Raw genomic sequence first — 14,518 nt, 5'->3', positions numbered from 1 at the left:
TGCACATCCTTGCCGGTCAGCACCACACAGGCGCCGGCCAGCAATGGGCCGTAGATTTCCAGGCCGAAAATATCGAACGAAAAGGTGGTCAGCGACAGCATGCGATCGGCGGCACAGATGCCCGGCTGTTCGATCATGCTCGCGACAAAATTGCTCAGCGCCGCGTGGCGCACCATCACGCCTTTGGGTTTGCCGGTGGAACCGGAGGTGTAGATCGTGTAGGCCAGATGCTCGCCATTGACTGCCACGTCCGGCGCGGTCTGTGGATAAGCCGCCAGCCAGTAGTTTGGCTGATCCAGCAACAGGCTTTGCACGCCCGGCGGGATCGGCAGTTGCGCCTGCAAATGGCTTTGGGTCAGCAGCAATTGCAGGCCGCTGTCTTCGATCATGTAGGCCAGACGATCCTGCGGATACGCCGGGTCCAGCGGCACATAAGCACCGCCAGCCTTGAGGATCGCCAGCAGGCCGACGATCATTTCCACACTGCGTTCGACGGCGATGCCGACCAATTGATCCGCGCCGACACCCGCCTCGATCAGCTTGTGCGCCAGTTGACTGGAGCGGGCATCCAGCTCGCCGTAGCTCAGCACGTCTTCGCCGATGATCAGGGCAGTGGCCTGCGGTGTTTGCTGGGCACGCCGGGAGAAATCCTGCTGCACGCATTCGGCTTGCGCAGTGCGGTCGGCGCTGCGCAACCAGTCCTGCAACAGCACGCCGTGCTCGGCGCTTTCCAGCAACGGCAATTCGCCGACGCGCTGGCTCGGTGCGGCGACGATGCCGCGCAGCAGGTGCTGCCAGTGACGCGCCAGACGTTCGACGGTTTCAGCTTTGAACAGGTCAGTGGCGTAGATCAGCTCGGCGGCAAAGCCGTCGCTGGATTCGTAGGTATTCAGCGTCAGGTCGAACTGCGCGGTGCGCCCTTCCCACTGCACATCCTCGACACTCAGCTGCGGCAACTGCGCCGCGCTACGTCCCTGATCACGGCTAGTCTGGTGGTTGAACATCACCTGGAACACCGGGCTGTGGCTCAGGCTGCGCTCCGGTTGCAGGGCTTCGATCAGTTGCTCGAACGGCAGGTCCTGATGCGCCTGCGCATCCATCGCCGCCTGTTTGACCTGAGCCAGCAACTGGTTGAACGGCAGTTGCCCGCTGACCTCGGCATTCAGCACCTGCGTGTTGACGAAGAAGCCGATCAGGCCTTCGGTCTCGACACGGTTGCGGTTGGCGGTCGGCACCCCGACGCGAATCTGCGCCTGACCGCTGTAGCGATGCAGCAACGCCTGGAACGACGCCAGCAACAGCATGAACAGGCTTGCGCCTTCGCGCTGCGCCAGTTGTTTGAGGGCGTCACCGAGGTCTGCCGGCAGGTTCAGTTCCAGCCGCGCACCGCGCAGGCTTTGCACGGCCGGACGCGGGAAATCGATCGGCAGCTCCAGCACCGGCTGCTCGCCGCCCAGGGTCTTGACCCAGTAAGCCAACTGGCGCTCGCGCTCGCCCGCTTCCAGCCAGTGGCGCTGCCAGATCGCGTAGTCGGCGTATTGCACTTCCAGTTCCGGCAGGCTCAGCGGCTGCCCGGCGGTGTCGGCGGCGTAATGCTGGATCAGCTCGTTGACCAGGACTTTGATCGACCAGCCATCGGCGATGATGTGGTGCTGGATCAGCACCAGCACATGGTCGTCCGGTGCCACTTTGAGCAGCGCCACCCGCAGCAGCGGGCCCTGCTGCAAATTGAACGGGCGTGCGGTTTCGCTCTCGACGAAGGCCTTGATCGCCGCGTCTTCCCCGGCGGCGTCGAGGCCCTCCGGCAATGGCGTCAGGCTGATGCTCAGCGGCAGCTGCGGGTGAATCACCTGGCAAAAGCTTTCACCCTGTTCGGCGAAAGTGGTGCGCAAGCTTTCGTGACGCGCCGCCACGGCGTTGAAGCTGCGCTCCAGCGCCGCCACATCCAGCCGACCCTTGAGGCGCAGGGCGCTGGGGATGTGATACGCGGTGCTGTGCGGGTCCATTTGCCAGAGGAACAGTTGACGTTCCTGAGCGTACGACAGAGGAATCGCCGCAAACCCGGAACGTGTTTCCGGGATCGGCAGGTTGGCCGGAGAGACGCCCTCTTCGAGCATCTTTTCCAGGTACAGCTTACGTTTGTCCAGCGGCAGAGTGATAAAGCGCTTGGCTACCCTCAAAGCAACACTCTTGTCCATCAGACTTCCTCCATATCGTCAAGCAGGGCTTCCAGCTTGCTCAGTTTCTGTTCGTTGATTGCCCCGCCTCCTGTATCGAGTCGAGCGACAAAATCGCTCAGGACGGGGTGCTGGAATAACAGTTGCGGGGTCAGCGTCAGGCCCAGTTCAAGGGCCATGCGCGACACCACGTTGACCGCCAGCAGCGAGTGCCCGCCGAGTTCGAAGAAGTGATCGTTCAAGCCGATGCGTTGCACTTCGAGCACTTGCTGCCAGATCGCCGCGACCTGCTGCTCAAGCTCACTGTGCGGCGCGACATACGCGGCCTGCATCTGGCTGGCATCGACCGCCGGCAGGGCCTTGCGGTCGAGTTTGCCGTTGGGGGTCAGTGGCAACTGCTCAAGGAACAGCAGGTGCGCGGGAATCATGTAGTCAGGTAACGAAGACTTGAGGCCAGTCTTTAGTCCCTCGCGCAGTTGCCGCTGCGCGTCCCCGTCGTGCATCTCCAGTTGCGGGGCGACCACATACGCCACCAGTTGCGCGCCGGTGTCGCTGTCGACGGCCAGCACCGCCGCCTCGCTGACTGCCGGTTGCGCGAGCAATCGCGCCTCGATCTCCCCCAGTTCGATGCGGAATCCACGAATTTTCACCTGATGGTCGATCCGGCCCATGTACTCCAGCTCGCCCTCTTCGCGCTCTCGAATCAGGTCGCCGGTGCGGTACATGCGCTGGCCGCTGCCGACGAAAGGATTCGGCACGAAGCGCTCGGCGGTCATCGCCGCACGTCCCAGATAACCGCGCGTGATGCCGGCGCCGGACAGGTACAGCTCGGCCGAAACGCCTTGCGGCACCGCGTGCAGATCGGCGTCGAGCAGATGGCTGGCACTGTGATCGAGCGCACGACCAATCCGCGCCTGACCACCGGCACTGCGGCGGGTCCAGGTCGAGTAAGTGGTGTCTTCCGACGGGCCGTACAGGTCGTAGACGTGCTCGACCGTCGACTGCTGATACAACGCCTCCACCAGCGCTTGTTTCAGCGGCTCGCCAGCGAGGTTGATAATGCGCACGCTCGGCGGAATCTGCCCCGCACGCTGCAGTGCGGCAATCGCCGACGGCACGGTATTGATCAGGCCCACCTGATCGCGGGCCGGCAGTTGCGCCAGCTCCAAGGCATTACGCGCGATGATCAGCGAACCACCGTTGGCCAGGGTGACAAACAGTTCCCACACCGACAGGTCGAAGCACACCGACGTCGAGGCCAGTACGCCTTGAATGTCGTCGCGGCTATAGACCTTGGCCGACCAGTCGATCAGCGCCATGACGTTGCGATGGGCAATCGCCACGCCTTTCGGTTTGCCGGTGGAGCCGGAGGTGTAGATCACGTAGGCGAGGTTGTCCGGAGCGACCGATGTTTGCGGCGCGCTGCTCGGATAGCCGCTCAGCGACAGCTGATCCAACAGCAGCACTTGCGTATCGCCCGGCACGCTCAGGGTCGCCGCGACTGCATGCTCGGTGAGCAACACCCGCGCGCGGCTGTCTTCGAGCATGTAAGCCACGCGATCCGCCGGATAGTCCGGGTCGAGCGGCACGTAAGCGCCACCCGCCTTGAGCACCGCGAGCAAGGCAATCAGCAACTGCTCGGAACGCGGCATCGCCACGCCCACGCGCACTTCCGGGCCGACGCCCAGTTCTACCAATTTATGCGCCAGACGGTTGGCGTGGGCATCCAGTTCGGCGTAGCTCAGTTGCTTATGGGCGAAGGTCACCGCCAAGGCATCCGGGGTCGCCGCCACCTGATTGGCGATGGCTTGATGGATGCACTGCTCGGTAACGAAATCGCTGTTCACTTGCGGGCCGTGTTCAATCAGGTTCAGTTCACTGAGCGAACGTTCCCCGCCATCCGCCATCTGGCTCAGCAGACGCTGCAGATGCGCGCCCAACTGCGCCACGCTGGCCGCCGCGAAGCTGTCGCGCTGATAACTGAAATGCACCGACAGTTGCGCGCCCATGTTCACCAGCAGGGTCAGTGGATAGTTGGTCTGCTCCTGATTGGCCACCGCGCCGAAGCGCAGACCTTGCGGCGCACCGCGCTCCAGTGCTTCGCCGATCGGGTAGTTCTCGAACACCATCAGGCTGTCGAACAGCGCGTCACCGCCCTGCCCGGCCCAGCGCTGAATGTCCGCCAGCGGCGTGTGTTCGAACTCGCGCGAGGCGAGGTTCTGCGCCTGCACCGCTTGCAGCCAGGCGATCACGCTCTGCTGCGCGGGCGGCGCGGCGATCACCGGCAGCGTGTTGATGAACAGGCCGATCTGCGCTTCGGCCCCCGGCAGCTCCGCCGGGCGCCCGGCGACGGTGGCGCCGAACGCCACGCAATCCTTGCCGGTGTAGCGCTGCAACAGCAGCAGCCACGCCGCTTGCACCACGGTGTTGACGGTGACTTTCGCGGCCCGGGCAAACTCGCCCAGGCGCTGGCTCAGCTCAGCGTCCAGCACCTGGTAATGATCGCCGTAACCCACGCTCGGCAAACCGGCCTGCGGCCGCGCGATGGCATTGGCCAGGCGCGTCGGTTCCTGCAGATTGCCCAGCGTCGCCAACCAGTAGGCTTGCGCCGCCGCGCCATCCTGACGTTGCAGCCAGGCGATGTAATCGCGGTAGCGACCCGCGCCACGGGCGACCGCTTCGCCGCTGTAGTGCTGCAACACTTCGCCGAGCAACTGCGCGCTGCTCCAGCCGTCCATCAGGATGTGATGGTTGGTGTAGATCAGGTGATAACGCTCGGCTGCAGTGCGCACCAGCACCAGGCGCATCAGCGGCGCACAGCTCAGGTCCAGACCCAGGGCGCGCTCCTCATCGGCGAGGGTTTGCAGCGCTGCCTCCAGATCAGTCCTGCCATGCCAGTCGAGCACGCTGAACGGCACCTCGACCTGACGCTGCACCACTTGCACCGGTTGCGGCAGATCGCCTTGCCAGAAGAAACCGCTGCGCAGGATGTCATGCGCATCCACCGCCGCCTGCCACGCCGCGCGGAAGCGTTGCGGATCGACACCGTCGACGTCCAGGCGCATCTGGTTGATGTAGTCGCCATTGCCGTGTTCGAGCAAGGTGTGGAACAGCATGCCCTGCTGCATCGGCGACAGCGGATAGATGTCGTCGATGCCTTGCGGCTCCAGCACCAGCGCATCCAGTTGCGCTTGCGACAGTTGCGCCAGCGGGAAGTCCGACGGCGTCACGCCACGGTTGCCAGTGTCGCAGCAGTGGCCGATCAGCGCGGTCAGCTCCTGCACATAGTCGTCGGCCAGACGCTGGATGGTGGCGGTGTCGAACATCGCGCCGCTGTAGGTCCAGCTCAGGTCCAGCTCACCGCCGAACACCTTGCTGTTGAGCGCCAGCGGATTGCCCAGCGGCCCTTGCAGATTGACCTCTGCGCCGCCGGACTCGCTGGTCGGCACGAACAGGGCATCGCTGGCAGCGTCGAAGCTGCCGTCGAACTGGCCGAGGTAGTTGAAAGTCAGGCGCGGCGCCGGCAAGGCTTGCAGGGTGGCACGCGCCGGCTCATCACCAAGGTGCGCGAGTGCGCCGAAGCCGATGCCTTTGTGGGGGATCGCCCGCAGCTGTTCCTTGATCTGCTTGAGCGACGCGCCGAGTTCCGCAGCCGGTGCCAGGCGTGCCGGGAATACGCTGGTGAACCAGCCCACGGTGCGGGTCAGATCGATGTGTTCGAACAGGTCTTCGCGACCATGGCCCTCAAGCAACACCAACGCGTTGTCGTCACCGGTCCAGCGCACCAGCACCCGCGCCAGCGCGGTCAGCAACAGGTCGTTGACCTGGGTGCGATAAGCCGCCGGAGCTTCCTGCAACAGCTGACGGGTCAGGGTCTGATCGAGTTTGCTGCGCAGGGTCAGTGCCTGATCGTGTTGCTGACCACCCTGCGGCCGGTCGTAAGGCAAAGCCGCTGAAGCGCCCTGCAGCTGCTGCTGCCAGAAGCCCAGTTCGGCCTGCAACGCTGGGGTTTGGGCGTAGTCCTGCAACGCTGCCGCCCAAGCTTTGACTGCGCTGGTTTTCGCCGGCAATTGCACAGGCTTACCTGCGAGGAGCTGGCGATAAGCGTTTTGCAGGTCTTCAAACAGAATCCGCCACGACACGCCATCGACCACCAGGTGATGGACGATCAGCAGCAGGCGCTGACTGCCATCAGCCAGGTTCGCCAGCACCGCGCGGATCAGCGAACCGCCGCTCAGTTGCAGGCTGCGCTGGGCCTTGTCGCCCAGTGCCTCAAGGGCGGCGAGATCAGCGACCTCGACTTGCCAGAGAATGGTTTCACCCGCTTGCGTGGCGACGTCGCGGTAGTGCGCCGACCAACCCGCGGCCTGCTCGACAAAGTCCAGACGCAAGCTGTCGTGCTGAACCACCAACGCATCCAGCGCTTGCTCCAGTACCTGAGCGTCCAGCGCCTGCGTCGGCTTGAGCATCACCGACTGGTTCCAGTGGTGACGGTCGGGAATCGCCTCGGCAAAGAATGCCTGATGAATCGGCAACAGCGCGGTTTCACCGGTTTGCGCATGCTGATCGATAGGCTGCACCGCCTCGCCGGTCTGCGCGACTGTAGCGAGGGCCTGAATGGTCTGGTGCTGGAACAGGTCTTTGGGACTGAAGCGGATCCCGGCCTGCCGCGCCCGGCTGACCACCTGAATCGAGATGATCGAGTCGCCGCCCAGTTCGAAGAAGTTGTCGCTGACACCGACTTGCTCAAGCTTGAGCACGTCTTGCCAGATCGCCGCCAGTTGTTGCTCCAGCGCCGTCTGTGGGGCGACATAGGTCTGTTGCAGTTGGCTGACGTCCGGTTTTGGCAGGTTCTTGCGATCGAGCTTGCCATTCGGCGTCAGCGGCATGCGCTCAAGACGCAGGACATACGCCGGCACCATGTGCGCCGGCAGGCTGGCCTTGAGCTGCGCGCGCAGGTCGTCGGTGAACTCGGCACTCGCTGAATCGCCGACCACGTAAGCCACCAGACGCTTGCCACTGCCGGCACTGCCTTCCTGCGCCACGACCACCGCTTCACGCACGCCGTCGAGAGCTTGCAGCGCCGCTTCGACTTCGCCCAGTTCGATACGGAACCCACGAATCTTCACCTGATTGTCGATGCGATCCAGATAGTCGAACGTGCCGTCGACGCGCTGGCGCACCAGGTCACCGGTGCGATACAGCAAGCCGCCATTTGCGCTGAACGGGTCGGCGACAAAACGCTCAGCAGTCAGCCCCGGACGGTTCAGATAACCCCGCGCCAACCCGGTACCACCGAGGTACAGCTCACCGGCCATGCCTTGTGGCAGCAGGTTCAGATCGGCGTCGAGCACGTAGGCGCTGCGGTCGCCGATCCGGCTGCCGATCGGCGCGTAAGCGGCACCGCATGGCTCTTCACGGCCAGCCTTCCAGATCAATGGCGTGACCACGGTTTCGGTCGGGCCGTAGCCGTTGATGATGTAGTCCGGATCGAGCGCGCGTTTGACCCGCTCGAAACTGGCGTTTGGCACCGCATCGCCGCCGAAGCAATAGATCCGCACCTTCGGCGGGTTGCCGACACGCTCGGCGTGTTCGGCCAGTTGTTGCAGGTACACCGGCGGGAACGCGACCACGCTCACGCGGTGTTCGATCATCGCGTTATAGGTCTGCTCCGGCGTCCACAGCGTGTCGTCGCGAATCAGCAGCGAAGCCCCGTGGGTCAGGCTGGTCAGCCAGCGTTCGTGGGCGCCGTCGAAGGCGAACGACATGAAGTGGAATTCGCAGTCGCTGTCGCGCATTTCGTAGCGCTGACCGATGGCCTGGCAATGCATCGCCAGTGGGCCGTGGGCAACGCTGACGCCTTTCGGATTACCGGTGGAACCGGAGGTGTAGATCACGTACGCGAGGTTGTGCGGATCGACTGCCACCTGTGGCGCCGTGCTCGGCAATTCGCGCAGGTCGAGACGGTCCAGTTCCAGCAACGGCACCGACTCGTCGACCGGCAATTGCGCCGACACCGACGAATCGCTGATCAGCAGCGCCAGTCCTGAATCCTCGATCAGATAGGCCAGGCGTTCACGCGGGTAACTGGTGTCCAGCGGCACATAGGCACCGCCGGCCTTGAGCACCGCCAGCAGCGCGACGATCACCGCCTCGCTGCGCGGGAGGGCCACGCCGACCCGAGTCTCGGCGCCGACACCACGGGCGATCAGCGCGTGAGCCAGTTGATTGGCACGCTGCTCGATCTCGCCATAACTGAAGTGCTGACCGTTGAAGATCACCGCGGTGCGCTGCGGACGCTCGGCCGCCAGCACAGCAATGCGCTGATGCACCGCGATGTCCAGCGGGTACGGCTGCGGCCGGTTTTCGGCTTGCTGGCGGGCATGCTCGTCAGCGCTGGCCAGAGCGATTTCGCCGAGGTTGCGTTCGGCCGACAGCGCAAACTGCTCAAGCAATTGCAGCAGATGGGCACTGATGCCTTCGATCACCTCACCGGCAAACTGGCTGCGGTCGAAACTGTAGTGCAGCGCCAGTTGCTGTCCGAGGGTGACCGCCACGCTCAGGGCGTAGTGGGTCTGCTCCAGGTTGCCGACCTCACCGAATGTCAGGCCTTGCCCGGCCTGGCTCAGCGCCTGGGCGACCGGGTAGTTTTCGAACACCAGAATGTTGTCGAACAGCGCTTCCCCGCCCTGCCCGGCCCAACGCTGGATGTCCGCCAGCGGCGTGTGTTCGAAGTCGCGCAGGCTGAGGTTTTGCGCCTGCACCGCTTGCAGCCATTGGCCAACGCTTTGATCCGGACGCGGCGCGCCGATCACCGGCAGGGTGTTGATGAACAGGCCGACCCGTTGCTCGATGCCCGGCAAATCCGCCGGACGCCCGGCCACGGTCGCACCGAACGCCACCGCTTCGTGACCGGTGTAGCGCTGCAGCAACAGCAGCCACGCAGCTTGCACGAGGGTGTTGACGGTAACTTTCTGCTGGCGGGCAAACGCTTCCAGCGCCTGCGTGCGCGGCACGTCCAGCGTCAGATAATGGTCGCCGTGGCCGCTGTCGCCTTCGCCGCCGATGGCGGCGCGGGCCAGTCGGGTCGGCTCTTGCAGCGCGGCCAACTGAGCGCTCCAGAAGTCCTGACTCAGTTGCGCGTCCTGACGCTGCAGCCAGGCGATGTAATCGCGATACCGTCCGCCGCCATGGGCCGGGGTGCGACCGCTGTAGCGCTGCAACACTTCGCCGAGCAACTGCGAGTTGCTCCAGCCATCCATCAGGATGTGGTGATGGGTGTAGATCAGGTGCCATTGCTCGGCAGCGGTCTGCACCAGCACCAGACGCAGCAACGGTGCATGGCTCAGATCGAATCCTTGCTGACGTTCGGCATCGGCCAGCGCCGCAAGGGCTGCCGGCTGATCGTCGCGCTCGCGCCAGTCGAGAATGCTGAACGGCAACTGCACCTGCTTATGGACGATCTGCAGCGGTTGCGCCAGTTCGCCCTGCCAGACGAAACCGCTGCGCAGAATGTCCTGCGCATCGACGGTGGCCTGCCACGCGGCGCGGAAACGCTCAGGGTCAACGCCTTGCACATCCACGCGCAATTGATTGATGTATTCCCCCGCCGCTTGCTCGTAGAGGGTGTGGAACAGCAAACCCTGCTGCATCGGCGACAGCGGATAGACATCATCGAGCTCACCGGCCGGCACCGGCAGCGCATCCAGTTGCGCCTGGGTCACCCGAGCCAACGGGAAGTCCGATGGCGTCGCTTGCGCAATGGGTAGCGTGCAGCAATGTTCGATCAACGCCTGCAATTCGCTGGCGTATTGATCGACCAGTTGCTGCACCGTGGCGCTGTCGAACATCTCGCGGCTGAAGCCCCAGCTCATCGACAGTTCGCCGCCATACACCTGACCTTCCACGGTCAGCCAGTTGCCCAGAGGCGCCGACGGATCCTGCGCCACGCCGCTGGTTTCAACCGACGGCACGAACAGCGCCGTCTCGTCGAACTGGCGGTCGAACTGGCCGAGGTAGTTGAAGGTGATGCGCGGTTGCGGCAGCGCGGCCAGTTCGGCGCGCACCGACGGTGCGGCCAGATGCCGTAGCACGCCGTAACCCAGACCTTTGTCCGGCACCGCGCGCAGTTGCTCCTTGATCGACTTGATCGAGCCGTCGAGATCAGCGCTGGCGGTCAGGTTGACCGCGAACAGACTGGTGAACCAGCCCACGGTGCGGGTCAGGTCAATGTCATCGAACAGGTCTTCGCGGCCATGGCCTTCCAGTTCGATCAGCGTGCCCGGCTGCTGGCTCCAGCGACTGATGGTGCGCGCCAGTGCGGTGAGCAACAGATCGTTGACTTGGGTGCGATAGGCGGCGGGCGCCTGTTGCAGCAACTGGCGGGTGCGCTCGGCGTCGAGGCGCCATTCGATTTTCTCGCCATGCAGGTTGTGCAGGCTGCCATCCGGGCGTTCGCAAGGCAGATCCCTGGCACCCTGATGCTGGGCTTTCCAATAACCCAATTGCTCATCGAAGCGCGACGCTTCCTGCGCCAGACGCGCGGTCCAGCTCTGAAACGCGCTGGTCTTGGCCGGCAACTGAATGCCGCCACCCGCCGCCAGTTGCTCGTAAGCCTGCTGCAGATCTTCCAGCAGCACCCGCCAAGAAACGCCATCGACTGCGAGGTGATGAATGATCAGTGCCAGTCGTTGCGAGCCGTCGGCCATCGTCACCAGCAACGCGCGCAGCAGCGGGCCGTTTTGCAGGTCGAGGCTGCGCTGCGCTTCGTTGCATAGCGCCTGCAACTGTTCGGCAGATTCGGCATCGCGTTGCCACAGCTCAGCGCCCGTCAGCAGCGGGCCGTGGCTTTGCTGCCAGCCTTCGCTGCCTTCGACAAAACGCAGGCGCAAGGCGTCGTGGTGATTGATCAGGTGCGTCAGCGCGGCATCGAGCCATTGTGCGTTCAATGCCTCACGCGGGGTCAGCAGCAACGACTGGTTCCAGTGCTCGCGCACCGGCATCGCGCGGCTGAAGAAATCCTGCTGGATCGGCCCGAGCACGGCGTCGCCGGTCACCGGGCCCTGATCCACAGTGGACAGATGATCGTGGCTCGCGACCAGCGCCAGACTGCGCACCGTCTGGTACTGGAACAGGTCACGCGGGCTGATACGGATCCCGGCCTGCCGCGCGCGGCTGACCACTTGAATCGAGATGATCGAATCGCCGCCCAGCTCGAAGAAGTTGTCTTCGAGGCCGACGCGGTCGAGGCCGAGCACAGCTTCCCAGATCGCCGCGAGGGCTTTCTGCATGGCGTCCTGTGGCGCCACGAATGCCTGTTGCGGCGCGGCATCCGGTTGTGGCAAGGCCTTGCGGTCGAGCTTGCCGTTGGCGGTGACCGGCAATTTGTCGAGGGTGATCAGGTAGGTCGGCACCATGAACTCCGGCAGACTGCCGAGCAGCCACGCCTTGACCTCTTGCTGCCACTGCTCGTCTGCCTGCGGGTTTTCCAGCACCAGATAAGCCACCAGATGCTTGCCGCCCTGCACCAGCACCACCGCCTCACGCACCAGCGAGTGCTGCATCAGGCGGGTTTCGATTTCACCCAACTCAATGCGCAAACCGCGCAACTTAACCTGATGGTCGAGACGCCCGAGGTATTCGATCACCCCGTCGGCACGCTGCCGCACACGGTCACCGGTGCGGTACAGGCGCGCGCCGTCATGGAACGGGCACGGCACAAAACGTTCGGCCGTCAGCGCCGGACGCTGGTGATAACTGCGCGCCAGCCCGGCGCCGCCCAGATACAGTTCACCGGCGACACCGCTCGGCACCGGCAGCAATTCGGCATCGAGGACATGGGTGCGCAGGTTGGCGATCGGCCGGCCGATCGGCACGCTGTCCGCGCCTTCATCGACACAGGTCCAGTGAGTGACGTCGATGGCCGCTTCGGTCGGGCCATACAAGTTGTAGAGGCTCGCGTTCGGCAGTTTGGCGAAGACTTGCAGCTGCGCATCCAGCGGCAACGCTTCACCGCTGCAGACAATCCGCTTGAGTCCGCTGCAGCTCTCCACGCCGGCCTCGTGAATGAACGCCTGCAACATCGACGGCACAAAGTGCAGCGTGCTGATGCCGTGGCGGTTGATGCTATCGATCAATTGCAGCGGATCACGGTGCGCGCCCGGCGCGGCCACCACCAGCCGCGCGCCGGTCAGCAGCGGCCAGAAGAACTCCCACACCGACACGTCGAAACTGAACGGGGTTTTCTGCAGCACCGAATCACTGGCGTCCAGCGCATAGGCCTCCTGCATCCAGCACAAACGGTTGACCAGCGCCGCGTGGCTGTTGCCGGCGCCCTTCGGCTTGCCGGTGGAACCCGAGGTGTAAATCACGTAGGCCAGGTTCAGCGGATCGACGCTGACCTCCGGACGGCTATCGCTGTAACGGTCGAGCAGCCCCGGCTGATCCAGGGTGATGACGTTTACGCCGTCAGTCGGCAGCGCTGCCAGCAACGCCTGTTGCGTCAGCAGCAAAGTGATGCCGCTGTCCCCGATCATGTAGGCCAGACGCTCCTGCGGGTACTCCGGATCCAGCGGCACGTAGGCGCCGCCGGCCTTGAGAATCGCCAGCAGCGCGACGACCATTTCCACCGAACGCAGAGCGCACACGCCGACCAGACTGTCCGCCTGCACGCCCTGTTCGCGCAGCAGATGCGCCAGGCGATTGGCCCGGGCATCCAGTTCGGCGTAACTCAGGGTCTGCTCGCCGAACACCAGTGCCGGTGCCTGCGGCGTACGCGCGACCTGCGCTTCGATCAATTGATGAATCGGCGTGTCGCTCGGGTACTGCGCGTGGACGTTGTTCCAGTCGTGTACCAGGGTGCGCTGCTCGTCAGCCTCCAGCAGCGGCAACTCACCGATGCGCTGCGACGGATCAGCGACCATCGCCGTCAGCAGGCGCAGCCAGTGCCGCGCCATGCGTTCGATGGTCGGTGCATCGAACAGGTCGCTGGCGTAGGTCAGCGCGGCGTGCAGCTTGCCGCCCTTCTCCCAGGTGTCCAGCGTCAGGTCGAACTGAGTGGTGCGGCTCTGCCAGTCGAGGCTGTCGAGTTGCAGGCCGGATGCGGTGCTGATGGTGGCGATATCGGCCACGTGCGGCTGATGGTTGTACATCACCTGGAACAGCGGCGTGTGGCTGAGGCTGCGTTCCAGCTTCAGCGCTTCGACCAGTTGCTCGAACGGCAGATCCTGATGCGCCTGGGCACCGACCGCGGTTTCCTTGACCGCCCGCAGCAGTTCATCGACCCGAGTCTGTCCGTGCAGCTGCGTGCGCAGCACCTGGGTATTGACGAAGAAGCCGATCAGGCCTTCGATCTCGCCGCGATTGCGGTTGGCGATCGGCACGCCGACCCGCAGGTCGGTCTGCCCGGTGTAACGGTGCAGCAGCGCATTGAAGGCGCCGAGCAGGAACATGAATAAAGTGACTTGATGCTGTTGCGCAGTGCTGCGCAGTTGCTCGGCGAGTTGGCCGTCGACCGCAAACTCGTAACGAGTGCCGCGATAGCTCGGCATCGCCGGGCGCGAATGATCCAGTGGCAGCTCCAGCACCGGGTGTTCGTCGCCCAGTTGCGCCTGCCAATAGTCGAGCTGGCGCGCCTGCTCACCGGCCTCCAGCCAGCGGCGTTGCCACAGCGAATAGTCGCTGTACTGGATCGGCAATGGCGGCAATTGCGGCGTCTGACCGGCGTCGAACGCGTCGTAGCAACGGATGAACTCGTCGATCAACACGTTCATCGACCAGCCATCGGACACGATGTGGTGCAGGGTCAGCAGCAGCACGTGTTCCTGCTCGGCAAGCTTGAGCAAGGTCACCCGCAGCAAGGGGCCGACCGCCAGATCAAATGGCAACACCGACTGCTGTTCGGCGGCACGGATCACCGCCTGCTCGCGCTCGCTGGCCGGCAGTGCGCTGAAGTCTTCCCGGTTAATCAGCAGCGGCGCGGTGGCTGGCACTTGCAGCAGGCTGTCATCGGCCTGGCGCTGGAACACCGTGCGCAGGGTTTCGTGGCGCTCCACCAGACTGGCGAAAGCTTGCTCCAGCGCCGACTGGTTCAGTCGACCATTGAGTCGCACCGCACCGGGCAGGTTGTAGGCGCCGCTCTGCGGATCGAGTTGCCACAGGAACCACATGCGTCGCTGCGCGTAAGACAGCGCCTGACGATCCTCGGCTGCGATGCCGGCGGGTATCGGGAACCGCGCGAAATCCACGCCCTCCTTGTGCAGGGCCGCGAGGAACATCTGGCGCTTTTCCAGGGGCAACCCGATAAACCGGCGAGCAAGTTTCAAGGAGTCTTCAGCATTCAT

2 protein-coding genes (1 of these 2 cut by a window edge) are annotated in these 14,518 nt (G+C 64.3%); both read right to left on the bottom strand.

Annotation, left to right across the window (positions count from 1 at the left end):
* On the bottom strand, window positions 1-2,198 hold the beginning of the coding sequence (locus tag ACOYXI_RS00845; protein ID WP_461674135.1) for a non-ribosomal peptide synthase/polyketide synthase. The gene continues 12,799 nt to the left of window position 1, outside the view; only the first 2,198 of its 14,997 coding nucleotides appear in the window; its start codon is at window positions 2,196-2,198; its stop codon lies off the left edge, out of view.
* On the bottom strand, window positions 2,198-14,518 hold the full coding sequence (locus tag ACOYXI_RS00840; protein ID WP_461674134.1) for a non-ribosomal peptide synthetase: 12,321 nt from the start codon (window positions 14,516-14,518) through the stop codon (window positions 2,198-2,200). The genes ACOYXI_RS00845 and ACOYXI_RS00840 overlap by 1 nt, the downstream gene beginning before the upstream one ends.

It is taken from the genome of Pseudomonas sp. G3-19 (genome assembly GCF_054855875.1).
The sequence above is the reverse complement of the archived record's forward strand: the minus strand, read 5'-3'. Positions and strand labels throughout refer to the sequence as shown.